Here is a 21,233-nt window from a genome sequence, read left to right on the forward strand (position 1 = left end):
GTTACAGGAAGGCTACGATGTTTTTCTTTCGTTTTAAATATGCTGGGATGCAGGGATATTGATTTTTGCTATGCAGGTTGAGGAATGATTTGCCGCGTAGCGGCTTTCTTGAACAATTGGCTTATGGCCGACCCCAAAAAGCTGGCCACGTCTTTCATAACTTCAGCGCCCGTTACTATTAGCTTTTTAGGTCGGCATGGCCATGTGTTAAGTCCAAAATATTAGGTATTAGCGATGAAAACTGAAAAAGATAAAATGTTGAAGGGGGAATTATATGATGCTTCTGATACTATTCTTTTAGATGAGCGAAAGAAAGCTCGTGAATTGATTCACAGGCTCAACTACACTGAATATGGAAATGATTCTACATATCGAAGTATTCTAAACACTCTTTTACCAAACTCAGCGACAGACATAATTATTGAGCCTCCATTTTATTGTGACTACGGGTACAATATTTATTCTGGTAGCAAAGTCTTTTTCAATTTTAATTGTGTTTTACTGGATGTAATGCCAATTGAGATAGGATCAAATGTTCTATTTGGTCCAAATGTGCAAGTTTATACAGCAACCCATCCTGTTGATGCTATTAGGCGACGTGAAGGATTTGAATCTGCAAAACCAGTTACAATTGGTGATGATTGCTGGATTGGAGGTAACGCCGTAATATTGCCAGGAGTTACGATTGGCAAACGATGCGTAATTGGCTCGGGGGCCGTTGTTACCAAAAGTATTCCGTCGGATGTTACTGTGGCAGGGAATCCTGCCAAGCAAATTCATAACAACAATGCTTAATATGGCCCTGAACTCGGACATTTATCGTGTCGCCTCGCGCCACGATAAATACCGGTTAGCTTGGCGTTCTGTGCCAATAACACATAATAATCAATAAATGGAAACCGGTAATATATGAGCAGAAGTATTCATAAAACGGTAAAGGGTGTGTTTCGTAACAAATCGAAAGCTCAGGTTAACAAAATGATCTCTGAAGACGATCCCGATGTTTTGGAATTGGCCCAAAAATACTCTTACAAGAGTACTGAGCGGTCAAAAAGGCAAATTGATAAGTTTCTTCGTGATCATCTCGAAGACTAAAATGGAAACAGGGGACAGGTTCTCTATACTCTCTTTGTTTCCGACGCCCATGCACCTTCCATGGGCGACGTCGTTTCCAACCCCTTACCCCCACCTTTTTATCTTTTGAGTCGTTTTTTCAATCCCCCTTCGAAACCAAAAAGTGACAGGCAGATCCGTTGATCGGTTGTCGCCAGTTTTTGGCCCGGGCCTTTGGTCGGTTCGCGGTCTTCAGAAGCTGTTCTCGTTACGTTTGTCCGGCTTTTTTTCAAGTCAGGCTTTTCTTTGATAGATAGAGCGTTGTGCGAATACATAAAAAATCAAGTGGTTTACCAGTTGGTTTTGACGAAAATGATTTTGACCCACGGGTCAGTTTTGTGGTAAACATCGTTAATCAAATGTATCGATGTTTGGCTCCGGTGGGAACGCCGTCCGGGGCGGAAAACCGGCCGGTCAATGGCAACACGCTAACGACGTCGCCGGGATTCACCGCACGGCGGTGCCGGATCATTTGGCCCGGATATTCCGTGAGAAAACGATCAGTCTATAGGACGGTATTACAGCTGGTTACGCTGAAAAAACAGGCATGTCAAAAAGGCAACATGGAATGTACTGTTTTTTGATCGATTTTCTCTCCATTGATGACATATCCGGCTTGGGTATCGAAGATGCCACCCTTGCATCGGTGGCCACGGACAGACTGTTTATCCATATCAGGGAGGTATGATGAAAAAACATGCATGGTTCATGGCCTTTTTACTTTTCGCCGCAGCGGTCCTTGCAGGATGCCGCGAAGACACTGCCGTTATCTCCACCACCAACCTGCCCCTGGGGGGCACCCAGGGCAAGACCCTTCTTCTCAACACCAACGACCCCGACAACGTTGAGCCGGTTGTCCTGGATACCCCGGGGTGTGCCATGGTTTCGGTGCGCTCTGCCGATGGGAAAAAAGTCTTTATCGCCCAGCGTCGCACAGGAAACGCTGTGATCAGCGTGGTGGACGCTGACACCAAAATCGCAACGGAGCTGGCCATTGAGACACACACCCTTCAGGTGCGCCACATCTGGGACATGGTCCTTTCCGGCGACGGCGCCAAGCTTCTGGTGGGCACGCGCAACTCTGCCTTTACCAGCTGTGAGGTGGAAATCTACGACGCAGCATCTCTGTCCCGTCTGGCAAGTTTTTCCCTGAAGCGGTTCTGGGCCGACTATTACCGCATCGGCTTGAAACTGGCGGTAAACCCCGTGAGAGACGAGCTCTATGCCATGGTCAAAGGCGATGAGATCCAGGATGTCCGCATCCGGGCCCTGGGGTTTGACGGCGCATTTCTCGGCCAAGACCTGACCATGAACGCAGACCACTGGGATTACAACTACGGCTTCGGCGTCTCTTCAAACGGCAGGCTGCTCATCGGGGTGTCCGACAAGATCTATCCCTTTGAGGCAACCGACGAAGGCCTCGTTCCTCTTCCGCCCATCGCCGGAGACGAAGATGAAGATTTCTCTTACCACGGCAAGGTCAAGGTCCTCTTTGCAGAGGATTTCAGCGTGGTTTACATCACCTCCTCCGGGGTCTATCTTCCCGGGACAACCAACCTGGGCGGTGTCTGCTCCGTGCTCAACGTCGGCAAGATCCTGGCCGGTGATCCCGATCCCTTTATCCACAGCACCGTGGACTTTATCTACGACGATTTCATCACCTGGGTGGCCGGCAACCTCAGCAGCACCGTGGGAGATATCCTGGATCCCCTCCAGCTCTACGGAATCGCCGACGCCTGCATGGTGGGCAACACCTGCTACATGGTCATCGCTTCCGTGGCCGGTCTCGGCACGGACATGGCCGACATCACCGACGGCAAGTACATCCTCTCCGCCTTTGAAACCATGCCCCTGGGGAGCCAGGTATGGCTCGGGGGCAAGGTGCTGACCCGTTACCCTTCAAGCCTTTCCGTCAACGGCGCAGGTGACACCCTGGTTATCACCTATCCCTGGAACAAAGCCGCGGATATCCTGAAAAAGAAGGGCTCCTGGCTTACTCCCGAGTCTACCCCCGTGGATCTGGACGCCCTGGAAGCCCTCGGCAATGAAACCTACCCGAAAACCGTGGACATGACGGCTGTGGAGCGGGATTAGGTAAATAAAGCCAACAAGAAACGCCTTCGATGGCCAACGTGGAGCAAAAAGCAAGCCTTCGGCGGGCAGGGGAGAGGGCACTCTCTGATATCAGGATACCTTTCGTTCCCAGGCTCAGTCTGGGAACGAGAAAAAGAATAAAAGCGATGCCTCCATCGGCAAGGTGCTCTACCTTGACATCAGATTACCGTTGGGGTTTGGCCCTCGCTCCTCAGGGCCAACCCCAGCGTTTTCTTCCTCCAACCGAACCGGATTCGTTTCGCACACGAGGGTGGGAAAGCCATCCTTTACAACACACTTCGGAAGCCGTGTGCGCCATCGATTTTCGGTGAATAACGATGCGCATGTCCGCCTTTCCTTTCCCCTTTTATTCCATCACAATACCCACCGGAGAAGCAATGCTGCGACCCCCCTTGTCCATGACATGGGGGGCATTTTCGTGGTTTTGACGTCGCTGTGACCCATGAGCTCCTGAACAACACGGATAATCACGCTGTTTTCAAGACGGTGGGCTGCAAAGGAGTGCCTGAACGTATGCGGTTAGCCTTGTTGAAATAGTCGGTTTTTATGGCAGAACAACAAGTTGTGTCTCAGGGAATATTTTTTTGTGTGCTCCAAGCTGATTTTGAGGAGTCCACATAGAAAGACAGTTCCAAGTGGACACCAATCGGCGAACCGCCCGATGGTCGATAGGGGGGCATGGGCTATTCGATCACTTCGATCCTGACGTTGATCACACCCGAAGCGGTGTTGCCGATATTGCTGAATGCAGAACGGGACAAGTCAATGATGCGCCCTTTGACAAAAGGCCCTCTGTCGTTGATTTTGACGATAACGCTTTTGCCGTTTTTTACGTTTGTCACTTTGACCTTTGAGCCGAATGGAAGCCTTTTATGGGCGGCTGTCTTGGATAACTGGTTGAACCGTTCACCACTTGCTGTTTTTCTGAATTGGTACTTCATGGCATAAAAGGACGCCTTGCCGCGTTCGGTATAGCCAATCCAGTTCGAAGGGCTTTTTCTGGGAAGGCTCGTGCAACCTACGGTGAAAGCCACGATCATACAAAAAACGAATTTATTACCTGCTTTCAAAAAAACTCTCCTTTCAGGCTGTGTCGTTTATATCTCCAATAATATCAAGCGATGCGCTTGCGGTAGATCACAATAGGAGTTCCCTTATCTATCACACTGTCCATCTCTCCACCATGAAAAGGTGTGTGTGCTCACTCAGGTGATCAGCCCGTCTTTCGCCTGGTCGTCTCGAAAAGGGACGGGCTGGAAAGGCTCTTTTTATCCCATAAATCTTATCCATATCCCCCAAATGGGTGATGCTTTAGCGTCGTGGGTTGAACTATAATCTGCCTTGTCAAAATGAATCTAAAAATGATGAGGAGAACCAATTAATGGATTACTTTCAGATGACAGCACCCTGTGGCCTTGATTGTTTTAATTGCCATTTCTATTTAGCCCGCGAAAACGAGGAGGTAAGAGCCGCTGTAGAAAAAATGTCCGAAGAATACAATGTGCCTGTTGAGATCATGCTGTGCAAAGGGTGCCGACATCACGATGGCAAGATACCATTGCAAAAGCATCTCTTCGGCGATTCGCATCGCTGTGCCGCATATGAATGCTCTAAAATCAAGGAAGTTGATTTTTGTGGAGATTGTGACGAATTTCCATGCGATAACCTGCACCCTTATGCTGACAGGGCTGCTGAGTTACCGCACAATATGAAAGTCTTTAATTTGTGCCTGATAAACAGGATGGGGTTGGAAAACTGGGCTAAATCAAAGGCTCTTAACGTTCGTGAAACCTACTTTACTAAACCGTGGACTCTCTCTGAAAGATAATCATATATTCGGCAATATGACCTGCTGTTGTGTCCTTAAGGTTACGTTGTGCCTTAATGATACGAGGAGATCTCATGATGGAGAACCCCGGATTGAAAGAGGCTTACAGGAACACGTTTAATGCTATTTCTGCTGGGTATGGGCATTCGGCAATGCGGTTTTTTTCTGAGGCCCCTGATGAAGTCTCCTCTTTATTGAATATGAGGGGAGATGAGCATGTCATTGATGTGGCCACGGGCACTGGGTATGTGGCGTTTGCCCTTGCCAGGGATTTGCCGGATGGACATGTGACGGGCATAGATTTTTCAGAAGGTATGCTCGCACAGGCCATAGAAAACAAAAATAAACTGGGGATACCGAATGTTACATTTGTTGAAATGGATATGCAGGCGATTGATTACAAGGATAATCATTTCGATGTTGCGGTGAGTTCTTTCAGTATTTTTTTTGTTGAGGATATGGCAAAACAGCTGATCCATGTAGCCAGTAAAGTTAAACCCGGAGGTGCGGTGCTTATAACAACATTTTCGGATAATGCCTTTACACCTCTTGTAAATGTGTTTCTCAATCGTCTTGCAAAGTACGGTATTGAAGTGTCAAGCATGGCCTGGAAAGGCGTTTCAACTGAAAAACAATGCACCACTCTTTTTAAGACCGCAGGATTGCAAAATATACACTGTGAGCAGAAAGAGTGCGGGTATTATTTAAGAGATGCCTCGGATTGGTGGTACATCATATGGAACGGGGGATTTCGCGGGTTGGTAAGTCAACTTTCCGAAAAAGATTTTTTACAATTTAAAAAAGAGCACATGGCTGAAGCAGCAGATCTTGCTTCAGATAAAGGGATCTGGCTCGACATGGGCGTGTTATACACCTCGGGTGAAAAAGGGCACAGCAACACAAGGTAACCCGGGTGCATAGTTCCCTGTGTTTCTTTAGCACCGATTGTCTGCGAGGTTCGCTCCTTCATGGTCATGAAAGCGCTGTCCACGTAAGGATCTATCGTTTTTCTTGCGTTCTATTCTTGATGGTATGCGTGTGGTGGAAGAAACAGAACCCCTTGGAGTGTTTTGCAAGCGTTTTGGTGTTCCTTTCATTGATGGGGCAACAGCTAAGGACATACGAAATGACAACAATCATCAAAAGCCTGTGGCCCACCCTCTGACCAAATCCCCCGACGAACAAACGATTCCGCAACATCCGTCCTATCCGGTTCTTTTAATCCCTTGACACGTTCTGTGGTGTTCGCAGCTTTCTCAAGTCGACCTGCTGCTTTTTCCCAGGCCTGGAATATGGTTCAAAAAATAATTTGACATCTAACTATCAGTCGTCTAATTAAGTTCTCCGTGATGTTTAAGCGACCCTGAAGGCAATGCTTGAACACTGATCTAATGGCCCTTTATCATACATTATGTCTTCGGGATTGGTTGGTGAAGGGCCTGGTTGAAGAGCACAACACAGATCGATTACAGGTGGTTCAACACAAGGGGGCAACTCTTTGGCTGCAACCGTCATTTAGGTGCCGCCCATTGATTTCGAAAGGCCCGAACACCCTTTCGGAGGATAAATCTCCAGCTCAAGCAGGAAGGGCATTGTCAATGCCCTTCCTGCTTTGAACTACAGGGGCAGGTTATGCTTCTTTTTCGAGGTGTTAGAATGAAAACCCAGTGCCTTGCAAGGCACCTGAACCCATATGAGGAGTTTAAACCATGCCAGTTCCATTTATGGAGATCCCCTTTTGCGGCCTTTACTTTCCCCCGCTTCTTCCCATTGTCACCGGTGGTCTTGCCGGGGCGATGGTAACACGCCGTGTCTTAGAGGCATGCAACCTGATGCAGCGATTCTGCCATCCGATGCTTGTGGTAACGGCCCTGGCAGCAGGATACAGCGCTTTGTTGACCCTTATCACCACAACACCGTAAGGAAAGAGTGCATGAAGTTACAAAAAAACAGCGTTCATCGGCTGCTCGCAACCGGTGGATTGATTCTTGTGTCAGGGTTTCTCATGCTGACGGCGTATCGCAGATATGAGCTTCGACCATGGACCCGCCATGGTCTTGTGGAAGCAGATATCGTAGCCTTGGCGCCCCAGGTCAACGGCAAGATTTCTGAAGTAAAGGTTACCGACAACGCAAAGGTCCGTAATGGCGACGTACTCTTTCGAATTGACGCAAGGCCATATGTCCTGGCCCGGGACAGTGCTGCATCCGCCCTTCGGAAGGCACGGCAGGAGGTGGCAACCCTGAGGGCCACAGTGGACATTGCCACGGCCCGGGTTAAATCGGCCGAGGCAACATACGTTAATACCAAACGGAACAAGGAGCGGTACGAGTTTCTCTTGAAGCATAACAGCATCAGTCAGAAGAGCCTGGATGATGCGGTGATGGCCTTTGACGAATCTTCCTCTGCACTTGATGCCTCACGGGCCGCACTGAAGGAAGCAAAAATGCGGCTTGGGGCCACAGGGGAGGACAACGTGCTCATCGAAAGCGCTCGCCTTCGCCTTGAGAGGGCTGAATTAGACCTCTCTTATACAGAAGTCCGCTCTCCGGTGAACGGGCATGTTGTCAACGTAAGGATCAACCCCGGGGACTACGCGGTGACAGGTCAGCCTGTGATGGCGGTTGTGGATGACCAGAGTATCCATGTGATGGCAGCATTTAAAGAAACCCAGCTGGAATCCATCCGCATGGGGAGTCCTGCTACGGTGTCTCTTATGACCATGCCCGATACCCCGTTACAGGGCCAGGTCAAGAGCATTGGCTGTGCCATCTCACCAAGTGAGTTTTCTGCCTCAGCAGGACTCGTTCCCAGCCTTCCTGCTGTATTTGACTGGGTCCGCCTGGCCCAGAGGGTGCCCGTGGAGATAACTTTTTCATCAACAATCAAGGACCTGAGGGTTATTCCCGGTACCACGGCATCTGTGGCCATCAGCAGCGGATCCTGATACAGGGCAAGGAGAGCAACATGCAGATAAGGCAGGCGGGGTATGCGTTCCGTACGGGGCTTGCTGTGGCGGGGGCTCTGTATGCCTCGCTGTGGCTCGGACTGGAAAACCCCTATTGGGCTCCCACAACAATTCTTGTGGTTGAGGGGATGAATTATGGTGCCGTCTCAGACAAACTTTTTAAGCGCCTCGCAGGAAATATCGCGGGAACACTTGCAGGGCTTTTTCTCGTTGGTCTTCTCTCTCAGACTGGCCTGGTGTACGCTCTGGCCTGCGGCTCTCTGGCCATGTTGGGGACCTACGCCATGCTCGAAACACGGCACCCTCAGTTTTGGCGATGGGCCGTTGTGGCCGCCGGGTTGGTAACCCTCACCCATGTCAACGCACCGATCCTTGCGTTTTATCTGGCCGTGGACCGTGTCTGCGGTGTGTCCATCGGCCTTGTGGCCGCAGCTCTCTCCCACCAGCTTGTTCTTCCGAGATATGCCGGCGAGGACTACCGGAACAACCTTTGTCGTCTCATTGAAAAGCTCTCCGCGTTGTCCGGTCAACGGGCCGACCAGGTTGTCCAGGGTAGCGTTTCGCCTTTGCTTCAACCGGGAGAGCTTTGCGGCGGGGTTGCCCTGCTGCGGGATGAGTTGCGCCATGCCTGCCGTGACACGAATGCTTTCCGTAGAAAACGTCTGAGTCATGAACGCGTTCTTGCCATTTTGGACGACCTGGCCGCTCATCTTACCCTGATTTGCACCGAGCCTCCCTCAGCCTCCTTTGACGTGACGTCCCGAAGCCTTTCCGCATGCTACCTTCGCTCCCTTGCAAACAGGCTGCATACCCTCCGATCGGAATTTCCCTGTCGTGGTGACGCATCATGCCAGCGTCATGACGACAACGATGCCGGGCCTGTTCCATCTAAACCCTTCCAAGGGCCCTGGTGTGAACTCATTTCATTGGCCCATGAGTGCATGGACCGCCTTGAATATGAAACCAGGCGATGCTTCCTTACTGAGGACACCACAGCCGACTGCATGCAGAAGGCTTATCACCCCATGCGGGAGGATCCTTACGGCGGCCCCTTTCACAGTGCATGGAAAGCACTCCTTGCAGGAGGAGCAACAACCCTTGGTATGGTTTTGTGGCGGTTTACAGGCTGGCCCGGAGGGTCGGCCATTCCTCTTCTTGCCACGCTTCAGATTATTTTCTGTACAGCAGGGCCGGCTCTGACACTGCCCTTTGTTGTTGTTATCCAATTCGCTGCAATGGTTTTAAGCGCATTGCTTCTTTTTTTTGTTCTCCCGGTCATCCACAGTACCGAGTTCTTCTTTCTCGTGATCGCATCGATTTTTACGTTCTGGGGTTGGCTCATGCACGCTCCCAATCCACGCGTTCGGGGTTTGGGGATGCTGGTGGGGGTGCTGATGAACAGTTGTGCCTACAGTTATGCCGCGACCATGGCTTCATTCGCAGTCGTCACAAGTTATGCCTGGTGTATGGCTGGAGGTACCTTGGTTTCCGGTCTTCTCATTGCCCTTTTTTATCCCTCGTCCCCCAAGCGGCGGTTTCAGCGGCACGCGTCCTGTTGCTTTGAGCAGATCAGGCTGGCCCTTGCTACGCCATTGCCCCATGAATCCATGGAAAAACTTGGCATCGCCCGGCAACATGCTCAACTCATGTCGGCATGGGCCGGGCCTGCCAGCCGTGGGGTGTGTCCCACCCTGGCAAACCATGCTGCCATGGCGGCGTTGGCTGCGGAGTGCCTTTCAAGGTCTTTGGCCCATGGATTGGCTTTTGACAAAGGGGCACTCAATCGCGACGGAGCCATGGATGGTGCGTCTATGCAGGCCTCAACCGAACTGCACAGGATTTATCGTGATCATGCAGGTCAGCTTGCCTTGACGCATATGCCGTCATAACCTCCGTAATCTGAATCGCTGTACGCCTGTACCCAGGGACCGGCAGGGAGGCCGGGACATCTTTCGTTGACACCGCTCGTTAAGATTTTTACATATAGACGCCCCAAGGCGAAGCTTCAAAAAACTGTAAAAGGCGGACGGCAACATGAAAAAAAAAGAGATGCTCCAAGCACAACTTTCTTATGTGCGTGAACAGCAAGACATTGATGACTCCCTTTTTGAAACGACCATGAATTGGTTTTTGGAAGTGGAGAAACTTCATGAGATGCTGAGGCTGCTGACGGAAACCATCAGCGGTCAACCCAAGGGGCGTTTTGATATGCTCAGGGGGCTTTATCTTCATCCGGAAGGAATCATGAGGCCCGCTGACCTTGCAATCGTGGCCGAGATGACCCGGGCGTCCTCTTCCCACAATCTTGATGTGTTGGAACGGGACGGCCTTGTTCATCGAAAAACCGACCCCAACGATCGACGCTCTGCCATGGTCAGTCTGACGCCAAAAGGGCACAAGCTCATGTCCGAAATCCTGCCCAGTTACCTGAAAACCATCCAGGCCGTTGCTCAAACGACGTCTTCTCCCCTGACCGACGCTTCAATTTTAAGGATAAAAGGTTATAACGCCCATATTGAGGCCCTGGTCCAGTCCATTAAGGATTCCCAAAATAAATAGTCACATCGGACGTTGGCATTACCGGGAACATGTGATCTTAGATATGAATCAGGCATAGCCCGGATATTTCACGAGTCGCGCGTACCCATATTCAATGTACCAGAGCCGTAGATGTAGTGATTTACCTCAACGTTCTGGCAACGCAGGAGATGGGTATACTCGACTCGCCCGAGGGGTGAGAAACTCGATCAGAAAACGGTGAATTACAATTTGCAGTTTTGAAGCATGGCGATTTTTTCTCCATAGCCAGGCGTAATGACATTTATCTTTTTTAAGATCGTCTTTTCTCATGAAATGAAAGTGATAGGCTCTTTTTTGAGTATTCACTCAGGATATGAAGAGCCTGTCCCTTTTATTTTTTCCTTTGATAAATCTGATTTCCTGTGAGTTCAATTCTTGTTTGATAGTGCAAAGGCGTAATAGAAAGAAACAACATAGACTTGACCTCTCTTTCTCCTTGTGAAATGCTTCTCTTTCGCAAAGAAGAATAAATAGCTAGCATGAAGTCAAAATCTTTAGAGTCCCCCCCTTTTTCAACCTGCTTACGCCACGCGGAACAGAAATAGTTTCGCTACTGGCCGATTACAAAGACCGCTGAGACGCTGAATGTCTCTGAATGTAGCGTCAAGATACATCTGAAAATATATGTAAAAAGTCGAGACTGACAGCCGCATCGATGCGTTGAACAGAGAGCGGGCGTTGAGCCTGCGTATCGTAACCTGAAGGGCCTTGATTTATCAGTGGCCGCTGCGGCTTTCCTCGTTCATATGACCAGAAAATGTTTTTCCCAGAAATGTGACGGCTTCCCCGAAATGGGGGCAGGGCGTTTCGCAAAATACCCCATTCGGGGAATTTTCATGGCAGTTCAATGCTGTCTCTGTTGGCTGCAATTATCTGCTGCACATAGCCGTTGAGCATATCCATGGAGTGGCGATGCAAAGGCGTTTCATTGCATTGGTTTTGGTGGGTGTCGGCCGTGAAGCAGGTGTGGGCAGTCACTGGTGCCGGTGGCCGTACCGGCGATAATAAAAATCCATAATACGGGAGATCGATTCATGTTCGGACGTAAGTTGACAGGTTGGCTGACAGGTACCCTGCTGCTGTTCTTGTTTTGCTTTGCCTCTGCTGAGGCATGCACCGGGGTACGATTGGTGGCGGAAGACGGATCGTGCGTCTATGGGCGCTCCATGGAGTGGGGTGCCTTTGATTTGAACTCAAGGGTCGCCATTGTTCCCCGCGGGTATGCATTCAGGGGACTGACTCCGGATGGTAACAACGGCAAGGCCTGGGAATCGGTATACGGGGTTGTTGCCCTGGATATGCTCAAAAAGGATACGCTCTCAGACGGCATGAATGAAAAGGGGCTCACGGCAGGGCTGTTCTATCACCCCGGCACTGCCGAGTACATGGCTTACGACCCCGTCAATGCAAAGGATACAATCACCGCAGTGGATGTGGTCGCCTATATCCTTACGCAATACGCCACTGTGGACGAGGTCAAAAAAGGGATGGACGGGGTGCGCCTTGTGGCAGTGGTGGAAGAGGCCCTGGAAATGCCGGTGGATGCCCATTGGATTGTCACCGAACCCTCGGGTAAGTCCGTTGTTATCGAGTGCTTGAAAGGGAAGATCCGCTTTTTCGACAACCCCCTGGGCGTGATTACCAACTCGCCTTCCTATGACTGGCACATGACCAACCTGAGGAATTATGTGAAGCTTACTTCCGAAGAGGCCCCGAGCAAGGATATTGAAGGGGTCGCATTGAACCCCACAGGTGGAGCAAGCGGAATGGTCGGGCTGCCCGGTGATTTTACGCCGCCCTCCCGTTTTGTCCGGGCCGTTGCCTGGACCCAGACCGCTCGCCCGACCAAGCATTCGAGCGAAACCGTCTACGAAGTGTTTCGGATTCTCGATAACTTTAACCTCCCCCTGGGAACTGGCGAAGGTTCCGATGGTATAAAGGGCGACCTGAAAGGGATGAGGAGTACAACACTCTGGACCACGGCCTGGGATCAGCATGAGCACAAGCTGTATTTCCATACGCAGCACAACCGGCGGGTGAGAAAAGTTGATTTGGACCGCATCGACTTTACCAAGAATATGATCTGGCACATCACCCTGGATTCGAAAAAAGAGCAGGATGTCTGGGATATAACCCCCTCTGTATAGAGGCTGCCCGCTTTATGCGTAAAACGCCCCGGTCCATCACCCGTGATGGCCTGGGGCGTTTTTTTGAAAAAAAGGTAACTATTCAGCTTATGCCTCCGGCGGCCCTGCCGGGGGCAAAACGTTTAAAAAGTTTAATAAACAGGTTTTAAGAAATCTTTTTGAGTGAATTTTTACTTTAAAGGCGGATGTGATTTGACCCGAGGAACGAGGGGCAAAACACATCTGCTATCTGCTTTCAAGGTGGCACACCTTGCCGCCGGAGGCTGGTTTTTTTGAGCTGAATAGTAACAAAAAAAGCTTCTCAAAAAATTGTCATGGAATAAAAAGTAAAAAGGGACAGTCTCTTTATCCATCAAGCTGCTTTCTTATTTTTTGCAGCAGGTTCCCCATCATGATCGGCTTTTGGATGTAATCTGCGATACCGGATTCCTGCAAATATTCAACAGACAGTGGCTCGATGTCACCGGAACACAAAATGACAGGGAGCTTCGGTCGACAGCGGAGGATTTCCCGGGTAAGCGCAGACCCCCTCATACCGGGCATGGTCATGTCTGTGAGGACCAGGTCCACAGTGTCCGGCTCTTCCTGAAAAAACGCCAATGCTTTTGCTGCATCGGTAAACGCCTTGACCGTATAGCCATGCCGCGACAAAATTTGCGACAGGCTGTCTGCGATTTTGCTCTCATCATCGACGACAAGTATCGTCTCGTTTCCGCCGATGATCTTCCCACGATGGGTCTCTCCCGAGACGGCGCTGGTGTTGTCCTTTAAAACCGGCAGATATACGTTAAAGGTGGTTCCTTCTCCTTGGATGCTTTGGGCATGGATATGGCCCATGTGCTCCTTTACGATCCCGTGGACAAGGGACAGCCCCAAGCCCGTTCCTTTTCCCCTCTGCTTTGTCGTGAAATAAGGATCGAAAATTTTTTCTATGATGTCCGGATCAATACCACTGCCGGTGTCGCTCACTTCAAGAAGGGTGTAGTCGCCTGGGGTTGAGGGACATTGTGCCAGATCCGTTTCGTCCTCTCGGATTCGTATATCCGTCAGGGCAACGCGCAGGGTGCCTCCGGTTTCCTCCATGGCATGGTACGCATTGGTGCAGAGATTCATGATGATCTGGTGAATCTGAGTGGGGTCTGCATGGATGGTGCTTTTTGATGTAAGGGTGCTTTCGATTTTAATGGTTGAAGGAAGGGCCGGCCTCAGCAGTGCGATGGTTTCCTTGACAATATGAAGGGGCTGGAGCGTCTGCTGTTTTGTTTCTGATTTCCGGCTGAACGTAAGGATCTGCCCTATTAGCTCTTTGGCCCTGAGTCCCCCTTGTGAGATTTGGTCCAAAGCGTTTTTTATCTTTTCGGGCTTGTCGATGTAAAGCCTTGCCAGATCGGTATATCCAAAGATGATGGTAAGGATGTTGTTGAAGTCGTGGGCAATCCCTCCAGCCAGGGTCCCGATGGCTTCAATTTTCTGGGAGTGGGAAAGGCTGGCTTCCAGTTGGCGGCGCTGGGTGATGTCCGTGCCGATGCATAAAATTTCATGGAAATGACCGTCATGGTCGTTTATGGCTCGATTGCTCCACTGAATGGCTACGGTTCTGCCGTCTTTGCAGATGTTTTCATTTTCCATGAATTCATAATTTTCCGGCAGCTTGAAGGTCTTCTTGTCCGCAGTGATGAAACGGTATGATTGAGCCGTTTCCGGGGAGAGAATCATGTCCAGTACGTTTCGCCCATAAATTTCGTCTCTGGTATATCCAAAGAGGTCCAGGCCGAACCGGTTGAGGAAAAGGACACGGCCGTTTTTATCCATTCTGAGGATAATGCTGTTGGCATTTTCTACCAGGTCTTTGTACTGTTTCTTTTGAGAACGTAGTTCCCGGGTCTTTTTTTTCACCTTGTTGTTAAGCGCCCGGCTGAGGGCCGCCAAAAGGGCTGAAATAATGACAATGGCCCCCACGGTATTGATGAGCCAGCGTGGGATGATGGTTTTTTCATATGCAGCATTTGCCCCCATCCAGTAGAAGAGCCGCTCGTGGTAGTAGGAGTTGTAAACTTGTTTCCACCGATGCAGGTATGAATCAATGACAGCGAGCTTGTCGCCATGGAGCCCTTTTTTTGAAGCAAAAAAGAGAGAAAAAGGGGAAAATTGAATTGAGCTTGCAATTAACTCGAAATCTCGAGCATGCCTGAGACCGAAGTGTTGCGAGGTCACTCCGGCTGCAACTGTACCTTTCTGGACCGCACGGAAGACATCTTCACGGGTGGGCATGATCACAATGTCGCAGTGGATTCCCATGGATTCGGTGGTTTTGACGAAGTTATGTCCATTGATGTCATTCTCTTCAACGGCGACACGCAACCCTTCCAGGTCCTGGATGCTTTCAATGGAATTGCCCGGTTTTAAGAAGATCTGCCCCCACTCATCAAAGATGGATTCATGGTTGAAATCCATGGTCCGCTGACGTTCCTCTGAAAAGCCGATATGAGCGATGAGATCTATCTCTTCCCGCTGCAACTGCTCTAACCCCTCGGACCAGCTGCTGGAAATAAATGTTGTTTTCCAGTGCTCCTTTGACGCAATTTTGTTTATCAGATCCGGATAGATACCCAGGGCCTTGCCGTCAGGTCCGGTAAAGCAGAAAGGGGGGGTGTAGCAAATTCCAACGCGGAGGGGGGGAGAGGGCTCGATGCCACTTACTGCCTGAAAACTGGCAACATAGAGGATCAAAATGGCGCAGATAATTGAGTATGTGTATTTCATGCTTTTTGCTTTGTGTTCATCTGTGATGGTCGCGGGGATGTCGGGTTTGTGGCTCTCTGCGTGAATGTATCGAATAAATATCGCTGACGTTCATTTCTGATTTCGACAGAGCGTTTTTTTCGGTAAGTTTGTTTCTATCACGATCGATCTTGCACCCCTATCAATCAAGGCGGATGACAATATACCCTGTGCGGTACCAAGTCAATGCCTGCCGGTGCAAAATGTGAGCCCCGTAAAACGGGCATGGCACGAAAACGGTGTGTCCAGTTATCCGTTTTTTTCACTGTCTTTTAACTGCATGGTTATAACGGCCAACGGGTAACACCAATGCATATCACGTAATCACCATGAAACAGGCTCTTTGGGGTGCCCCGGGTTGCCTTTTTTGATATGTTTTCTCGGATCAATTTCATTTCAACGCAGTGAACCATTTTCAGTGACGCATTACCCATGTGGCACAATCGGTACACCATGAAATTTCCGGGATAGAAGAGGGCGCCCGAACGGCTCCGTGTGCTGGCTTCCAAAAGAGCCTGTCCCCCTTAATTTTTTTCTTCTGATTTCAGAACCCGCTGGGTGGCGAACAGGGTTGTGAATGTCTGCAGGTCCTCGGGGATTGTCAGGCCGAGTGATTTCGCCCGTCCCAGGTTGATGCACCGTTCACCCCGGCGAGGGGTGGTGACGGCAAATTCATTTGGCGGCTGGCCCTCTAATATATAAGCGGCCAGTGTGCCTGCGTGGTAGCCCTGCTGAAACCCGGAGATTGCCTCGGAGAGCAACAGGCCGTCCTCAACGGCCCATTTCCAGAAGCCCACTTCCGGCAGGCGGTTGTTTTCCAATGTCCAGCGCAGAACCTTTTCCGGGGCGATTTCATTGCCTCTGTCGTCTTTCACCACATGGTAGGTGAGCACAACCAGCGCATCAGCGTTTTCCTGCATGTCTCGAACAAAGTGTTGCCATTCATGAAAGGTTGTTGCCGCCTTGATACCTGCTACGGTGACATGGGCCTCATTGGCCTGTGCCGTGATGCGCTCCAGGATAGGGCGCGAGGTGGGGCCGTTGTCGCTGATGACGGCAATGCGCGATGCGTCGGGGAGGACGCGTTTCAGAAGGCGCATGGAGCCCTTGAAGCGTTCCCGTTCCATGCACCCTGTGACGTTGTGCCCAGGATCCATAAGGCTGTCGATGCATTCATACTCTGTCGGGTCGGCGTTGATCCCTGTAAACACGATGGGCCAATGGGTGTCTGTGAGTTGAGTGACCACGTAGCGAAGGGCATTGTCGTCGCTTGCAATGATAACATCCGGTTCCAGCCTGTTGATGAGGGCCATGGCCTTCTGGCTTTGTTGCTGCTTCCAGTCATTGTCCGTATGGCGCTTGGTGTCCATGTAGAAGGTGGTGAGATCCATGTTGTGTCCTTGTATGAATCGCTCTTCTTCCAAGGCTTCCTGTATCCCTTGGCTTACGTCCCTTACCCAGGGGTATTCCGCATGGTAACTCTGGAGGATCAGCACTCGCTTCGAATGGGTAGAAGCCGTTGCCCAGGCAGTAAGACACAGTGTGGCAACCAGAGCATAAAACAGACTTTTTATTCTCATCATTGAGTCTCCGGAAAACCGGCGGGCAAGGCCCACCGGCTGGGTTCATGAGCGTTATGAGGGGCTGCTACCGGTTGTTTTTACTCCTCAGCCGCTTAATGGCCACACTGATACTGTCCCGCATGCGGCTGATGGCTTCGGCCAATTCCCCGATCTCATCGCGTGAGTCCACATGGACAGGAATTGTCAGGTCCCCCAGGCTGATACGATCGGCGACCTCGGAAAGGTGTATGATCCGTCGTGTGGTGCGGCGACCGTAAAAGATGAAGATAGACGCAGCCAAAAGGGCCCCGAGTCCCATGGCCAGAAGGGTTCCCTGCAGGGCTTCTGTGGTGATCTGCCGGGCCTGCTTTCGGAGCAGGCTGACGTTTTCTTCTATCTCTTCGGCCTTGAACGCAGTTCCCGTCACATAAGGGGTTCCGCGAACTTTGGTGACGATCAGGTACCATCTGCTGGTCTGCCCTTTGTCTTGCCACAGGTAAAATCCTTCTGCGGAGGGTTTCGTCTCGACTGCTGTGAGGATGCTCCAGAAGGCGTTGAAATCAGGCTGGTCTGCCTTCAGCTCAGACAGGTCTTTTCCTACGATGTTCGGGTTGATGTGGGCCCAGCTGCGCCAGATCCCGCCGGGGCGCGGCCGTTCGTAGAGAAAGGTGTAGCCGGAGGTCCCGATTTTTTTGATGGCGATTTTTTTAAAGTAGATGTCACGGTTAAAGTTGCGGTTGATAAGGTCCGGGTGTCTGAAGAGATATTGGCGGACCTGACGTGCGTTGGAACGGCTCTGTTCTCGGAGGTGCCTTTGTTCGATGTTCCATATCGCATCGGACATGGTTTCCGTGACCTGGGTGTCCATGCGTGGCATGACCAGCTGTGTGAAGTACCAGAGACTGCCTGCGCAGACGAGCAGAAAGGGAAGGATGGAGAACAGAATAAATTTGCCTGTGAGCCCAATGCCTTTTCCGGGAAGTTTATCCTCAGGGCTGGACTGAGAAATCCGGCCCTGCATGGGCGCCGGCGGCTCGGTGTCGAAAGACGGCGTCTCTGGCTCGGTGCCGGGAGACAGGTCCCCTGACAGCATTTGATTTTCTTCATGCGTGAGGGGTGCTGTTGCGGTGGCAAGCGGCTCCTTTTGTTTGTTGATGACGAACCAGTTGCCACAGGCCAGGCATCTGGCTTTGGAGCGGTCGGATTGCAGTGTTTGTGCTTTTATGCTGTACGTTTTGCCGCAGTGAGTGCATGAAATGATCATGGGGGCATTTCCTTTTTGATGGCAGCATTTGAATAAGCCGTGAACATTTTCTTAGGACCATGCCAAGTATAAATTACACATGACGGAATCACCCCATACGCCCTCAGCATGTTTTTTTGATCGTTGCGTCGAGACGTAACGTATTTGAGGTGAAATATCGTTATGTATTATTTTGGGGCATAGCCCTTAAGCGTGGCATGGGGCCAATGGCGTATCAGTCCGGCGGGGATGAGACAGGGGATCGAGCCGTCATGGCGGGAAACAGCTTGGCTGTTTTGGTCAGGTGGGCAGGAATCGCAAGGCCGAGTTCATCGGCGCGTGCCTGGTTGATGCAAGGTTGGCCGGTTCGGGGGGCGGATACGGGAAAGTCCCCGGGGGACTGACCGCCAAGGATATAAGAGGTGATGGTACCCACATAGTACCCCTGGTCATAGCCGGAGATGGCATCTGAGCAGAGGAGGCCCTGGGAGACGGCCCAGGGCCAGAATCCCATGTCGGGAAGTTTGCTGTGGGAGGTTGTCCAGGCCAGGACCTTGTCAGCAGGCACATGGGTACCGTTGTCATCCTTCACGGTGTGGTAGACGACGACAGCCAAGGCATCGGCCCGGGTTTGGATTTTGGTGACAAAGTCTTTCCAGGCGGTGAAGTCGTCGGTCTCCAGGGAATCGACAACCGTCACCCCGTGGGTGGGGGCCAGGGCTTTGATGCGTTGAACCACAGGGGCCCCTGTGGGGGATGCATCGGAGATAATGGCCAGGCGTTTGATGCCTGGAACGATGCGTCTCATAAAGGCCAGGCTTTCAGGGAACCGTTCCCTTTCCAGGGCCCCTGTGATGTTGCCCCCCGGGTTCTCCCGGTTGGTGATGATTCCGTATTCCTCCGGGTCCCGGTTGACCCCGGCAAAGACAAACGCACAACCTGACGTGTTCATCCGCCGAACAACGTATTCCTGGCAGTTGTCGTCCAGGGCGATGACCACTGCCGGTCGAAGGCGGCCGATGGCTTCACGGGCCATTTTACCAGCATCCTCTTTCCACTCACGGGAAGTGCGTCGCTTGGTGTCCATGTAGAAGGACTCAAAGGCGAGATTTTCGTCCGGGATATAGTACTCATCCGCCAGGGCGTCCAGGACTCCCTGTTCAACAGACATATCCCACGGGTTGGAGGTGTGGTAGCTGTGAAGGAGAAGGACTTTTGGGCGTGTTTCTGATGTTGTAGGGGGTGGCGAAAGTGCTAAACAACATAAAATCAGAGGAGTAAAGATGATGGTGATGCATGTGAAACGGTGCATTCGTGTCTCCCTGTGCGCGGTGAACCGGTGCCTGAGCGGATTCATATCAAAAAGGTGTTGTCTTTGTTGGTGGTGACGTTTTTTTGTTCTGAAAAATAGCAAGATTGATGCCATGGGAGTGCGGAAGGAGGAAGGGAGATTCCGAAGGCTTACCGATAGAGGCTATCCTTGAAAGTTTCAATGATAATAAGTTGTCTTCGTGTTGAAAAATAGATGATTTTTTCGTTCTCCGATTCCTAAAAATCGAACTTTTATCATTGTCTGCTTGGTTCGGCTGGTGGGTTAATGCGTCGTTTGGGGTTTTGGACGGGTCCGTTATACCGGATAGTAAAAAGTAGGGTGGAGAAAAGTGTGAGGTGGCTTATACAATGGTAGTGCATATACAGTGGGCTACCAATATTCCTCTGATTATTGTGAATGCTGGATAGATTATGACATGGTATCAGGTGTAGATAAAAACAATGCCCGCACGAAAGTGCGGACATTGTGCGATCTATTCCTGATATGCGCCAGCGGAGTAGGTCAGTTCGTAGCTGTGGGAATAGATTTCAATGAGATTGCCGAAGGGGTCTTCGCAGTACACCATGCGGTAGGGTTTGTCGCCCGGGTAGTATTCTCGCACGGGCATTCGCTGCTTTCCGCCATTTTCTACGATTTTGGCGGCCAACCCCTCGACGTCCGGGTCTTGTACACAAAAGTGGAAGACGCCCGTTTTCCAATATTCAAAGTTGTTTTCCCGCTGCTCAGAGTTTCGAAATTCGAAAATTTCGACGCCGATCTTGTCACCTGTGGCAAGGTGCGCAATACGAAAACTGCCCCAGCCTTGGCCAAAGACATCGTTACACATCACGCCTATGGCAGAATCATCAGCCTTGATTTCTGTGGGGGGCATGATCACATACCATCCAAGGACGTTCGTGTAGAAATCAACAGCCTGTTCCAGGTTTGTCACGGATAGCCCTATATGTGAAAAAGTTCTTGGGTATGTCATAATTGTACTCCTGTATATAATGGTTTGTGTTTGGTGGTGCCCTCTATAACAATATGTAAAATAAGGCGGTTGGAGTGGGTTCGCAAGAAGGCACTTTTCCGTTCGACACGAACCAAACGGTTCGGATTGCCGTCAGATGGGCGGATAACAGGCACATTTTTTTTGGGGGGCTCAGAAATGATTAAATGGAACGGCCGGGAATATCGTTGCCCGGTTGAAGTCACGATGGAGGTGCTCAGCGGCAAATGGAAATGCCTTATGTTGTGGCACCTTCATGATGGGGACAAGCGCTACAAGGAATTGGAACGAGTTGTTCCTGGGGTTAGCCAGAAGATGCTGACTCAGCAGCTGAAAGAATTGGAACGGGACGGATTGATAATACGAACCGTTCATCCGGAAGTCCCGCCTCGTGTGGAATACACTCTGACTGATCTGGGTAAAAGTGTGTTCCCGATCCTTGAAATGATGCACATATGGGGTGTCAACCAACTGGGGCTCGTGGAACGGGAAGAGTAAGTTCTCGATCAAAAATTAAAAAAACAGGCAGTTACAGGTAGAGGGACAGAGGGCAGGATCTTTATGATGGGCAAAAA

18 protein-coding genes and 1 pseudogene are annotated in these 21,233 nt (G+C 50.7%); 11 read left to right on the forward strand and 8 right to left on the reverse strand.

The annotated features are described in order from the left end of the window. The first annotated feature begins 234 nt into the window (after positions 1-234). Both MSL71_RS12225 and MSL71_RS12230 read left to right on the forward strand, forming a co-directional pair. Entirely contained in the window at positions 235-795 is a 561-nt protein-coding gene (locus tag MSL71_RS12225) for a sugar O-acetyltransferase (protein ID WP_180140703.1), read from the forward strand. Between the two features lie 1,002 nt (positions 796-1,797). Next, on the forward strand, positions 1,798-3,207 hold the full coding sequence (locus MSL71_RS12230) for a hypothetical protein (protein ID WP_180140705.1): 1,410 nt from the start codon (positions 1,798-1,800) through the stop codon (positions 3,205-3,207). A 375-nt stretch (positions 3,208-3,582) separates the two neighbouring features. On the opposite strand, the gene MSL71_RS26690 is transcribed toward MSL71_RS12230, so the two are convergent. Continuing rightward, a complete protein-coding gene (locus MSL71_RS26690) occupies positions 3,583-3,699 on the reverse strand; it encodes a hypothetical protein (protein ID WP_425484419.1) in 117 nt (38 codons plus the stop codon). 212 nt (positions 3,700-3,911) lie between these two features. Beyond that, positions 3,912-4,298, reverse strand: a complete 387-nt coding sequence (locus MSL71_RS12240; RefSeq protein ID WP_246317781.1) for a septal ring lytic transglycosylase RlpA family protein — start codon at positions 4,296-4,298, stop codon at positions 3,912-3,914. Positions 4,299-4,609: 311 nt separating this feature from the next. Between MSL71_RS12240 and MSL71_RS12245 the strand changes: the two genes are divergently transcribed. The 8 genes from MSL71_RS12245 to MSL71_RS12280 all read left to right on the forward strand — a co-directional run bounded on the left by MSL71_RS12245 (position 4,610) and on the right by MSL71_RS12280 (position 12,751). Continuing rightward, positions 4,610-5,056: a DUF3795 domain-containing protein gene (locus MSL71_RS12245; RefSeq protein ID WP_180140707.1), complete on the forward strand. Its 447-nt coding sequence runs from the start codon at positions 4,610-4,612 to the stop codon at positions 5,054-5,056. Between the two features lie 74 nt (positions 5,057-5,130). Then, the gene (locus tag MSL71_RS12250; RefSeq protein WP_246317782.1) at positions 5,131-5,964 is read left to right on the forward strand and encodes a class I SAM-dependent methyltransferase; all 834 of its coding nucleotides are present in this window, start codon (positions 5,131-5,133) and stop codon (positions 5,962-5,964) included. Positions 5,965-6,067: 103 nt separating this feature from the next. Continuing rightward, on the forward strand, positions 6,068-6,286 hold the full coding sequence (locus MSL71_RS12255) for a hypothetical protein (RefSeq protein ID WP_180140709.1): 219 nt from the start codon (positions 6,068-6,070) through the stop codon (positions 6,284-6,286). 479 nt (positions 6,287-6,765) lie between these two features. After that, entirely contained in the window at positions 6,766-6,978 is a 213-nt protein-coding gene (locus MSL71_RS12260) for a DUF1656 domain-containing protein (protein WP_180140712.1), read from the forward strand. 11 nt (positions 6,979-6,989) lie between these two features. Further along, on the forward strand, positions 6,990-8,003 hold the full coding sequence (locus MSL71_RS12265) for an HlyD family secretion protein (protein ID WP_180140713.1): 1,014 nt from the start codon (positions 6,990-6,992) through the stop codon (positions 8,001-8,003). Positions 8,004-8,023: 20 nt separating this feature from the next. Continuing rightward, entirely contained in the window at positions 8,024-9,913 is a 1,890-nt protein-coding gene (locus MSL71_RS12270) for an FUSC family protein (protein WP_180140715.1), read from the forward strand. 145 nt (positions 9,914-10,058) lie between these two features. Beyond that, on the forward strand, positions 10,059-10,583 hold the full coding sequence (locus MSL71_RS12275) for a MarR family winged helix-turn-helix transcriptional regulator (RefSeq protein ID WP_180140717.1): 525 nt from the start codon (positions 10,059-10,061) through the stop codon (positions 10,581-10,583). Between the two features lie 1,055 nt (positions 10,584-11,638). Further along, entirely contained in the window at positions 11,639-12,751 is a 1,113-nt protein-coding gene (locus MSL71_RS12280) for a linear amide C-N hydrolase (RefSeq protein ID WP_180140719.1), read from the forward strand. A 345-nt stretch (positions 12,752-13,096) separates the two neighbouring features. Here the strand turns inward: MSL71_RS12280 and MSL71_RS12285 are convergent, their stop codons facing one another. The 6 genes and pseudogenes from MSL71_RS12285 to MSL71_RS12310 form a co-directional block, all read right to left on the reverse strand. Then, a complete protein-coding gene (locus MSL71_RS12285) occupies positions 13,097-15,514 on the reverse strand; it encodes an ATP-binding protein (protein WP_180140721.1) in 2,418 nt (805 codons plus the stop codon). Between the two features lie 542 nt (positions 15,515-16,056). Continuing rightward, positions 16,057-17,115 (reverse strand): ABC transporter substrate-binding protein, encoded by a 1,059-nt coding sequence (locus tag MSL71_RS12290; RefSeq protein ID WP_180140723.1) that lies wholly within the window; start codon positions 17,113-17,115, stop codon positions 16,057-16,059. A gap of 64 nt (positions 17,116-17,179) precedes the next feature. Then, a complete protein-coding gene (locus MSL71_RS12295; RefSeq protein ID WP_180140701.1) occupies positions 17,180-18,187 on the reverse strand; it encodes a methyl-accepting chemotaxis protein in 1,008 nt (335 codons plus the stop codon). A gap of 78 nt (positions 18,188-18,265) precedes the next feature. Beyond that, positions 18,266-18,358 (reverse strand): annotated as a pseudogene (locus MSL71_RS26900) (zinc-ribbon domain-containing protein); the annotation flags it as partial. Positions 18,359-18,572: 214 nt separating this feature from the next. Continuing rightward, positions 18,573-19,508 carry an ABC transporter substrate-binding protein gene (locus tag MSL71_RS12305; RefSeq protein ID WP_180140725.1) on the reverse strand — a complete coding sequence of 312 codons (936 nt, stop codon included), beginning with the start codon at positions 19,506-19,508 and terminating at the stop codon, positions 18,573-18,575. Positions 19,509-20,142: 634 nt separating this feature from the next. Continuing rightward, positions 20,143-20,640 (reverse strand): lactoylglutathione lyase family protein, encoded by a 498-nt coding sequence (locus MSL71_RS12310; RefSeq protein WP_180140727.1) that lies wholly within the window; start codon positions 20,638-20,640, stop codon positions 20,143-20,145. Between the two features lie 177 nt (positions 20,641-20,817). Here MSL71_RS12310 and MSL71_RS12315 point away from each other — a divergent pair, with 177 nt between their 5' ends. Then, positions 20,818-21,156, forward strand: coding sequence for a winged helix-turn-helix transcriptional regulator (locus MSL71_RS12315; protein WP_180140729.1), 339 nt, complete (start codon positions 20,818-20,820; stop codon positions 21,154-21,156). Positions 21,157-21,233: the final 77 nt, after the last annotated feature.

The organism is Desulfoluna butyratoxydans (assembly GCF_900699765.1).
Lineage (GTDB): Bacteria > Desulfobacterota > Desulfobacteria > Desulfobacterales > Desulfolunaceae > Desulfoluna > Desulfoluna butyratoxydans.

What these genes read in the sequence shown, in the direction of transcription:
- MSL71_RS12225 (WP_180140703.1), top strand. Translation starts at nt 235, where the DNA reads ATGAAAACTGAAAAAGATAAAATGTTGAAGGGGGAATTATATGATGCT.
- MSL71_RS12230 (WP_180140705.1), top strand. Translation starts at nt 1,798, where the DNA reads ATGATGAAAAAACATGCATGGTTCATGGCCTTTTTACTTTTCGCCGCA.
- MSL71_RS12245 (WP_180140707.1), top strand. Translation starts at nt 4,610, where the DNA reads ATGGATTACTTTCAGATGACAGCACCCTGTGGCCTTGATTGTTTTAAT.
- MSL71_RS12250 (WP_246317782.1), top strand. Translation starts at nt 5,131, where the DNA reads ATGATGGAGAACCCCGGATTGAAAGAGGCTTACAGGAACACGTTTAAT.
- MSL71_RS12260 (WP_180140712.1), top strand. Translation starts at nt 6,766, where the DNA reads ATGCCAGTTCCATTTATGGAGATCCCCTTTTGCGGCCTTTACTTTCCC.
- MSL71_RS12265 (WP_180140713.1), top strand. Translation starts at nt 6,990, where the DNA reads ATGAAGTTACAAAAAAACAGCGTTCATCGGCTGCTCGCAACCGGTGGA.
- MSL71_RS12270 (WP_180140715.1), top strand. Translation starts at nt 8,024, where the DNA reads ATGCAGATAAGGCAGGCGGGGTATGCGTTCCGTACGGGGCTTGCTGTG.
- MSL71_RS12275 (WP_180140717.1), top strand. Translation starts at nt 10,059, where the DNA reads ATGAAAAAAAAAGAGATGCTCCAAGCACAACTTTCTTATGTGCGTGAA.
- MSL71_RS12280 (WP_180140719.1), top strand. Translation starts at nt 11,639, where the DNA reads ATGTTCGGACGTAAGTTGACAGGTTGGCTGACAGGTACCCTGCTGCTG.
- MSL71_RS12285 (WP_180140721.1), bottom strand. Translation starts at nt 15,514, where the DNA reads ATGAAATACACATACTCAATTATCTGCGCCATTTTGATCCTCTATGTT.
- MSL71_RS12290 (WP_180140723.1), bottom strand. Translation starts at nt 17,115, where the DNA reads ATGATGAGAATAAAAAGTCTGTTTTATGCTCTGGTTGCCACACTGTGT.
- MSL71_RS12295 (WP_180140701.1), bottom strand. Translation starts at nt 18,187, where the DNA reads ATGCTGTCAGGGGACCTGTCTCCCGGCACCGAGCCAGAGACGCCGTCT.
- MSL71_RS12305 (WP_180140725.1), bottom strand. Translation starts at nt 19,508, where the DNA reads ATGTCTGTTGAACAGGGAGTCCTGGACGCCCTGGCGGATGAGTACTAT.
- MSL71_RS12310 (WP_180140727.1), bottom strand. Translation starts at nt 20,640, where the DNA reads ATGACATACCCAAGAACTTTTTCACATATAGGGCTATCCGTGACAAAC.
- MSL71_RS12315 (WP_180140729.1), top strand. Translation starts at nt 20,818, where the DNA reads ATGATTAAATGGAACGGCCGGGAATATCGTTGCCCGGTTGAAGTCACG.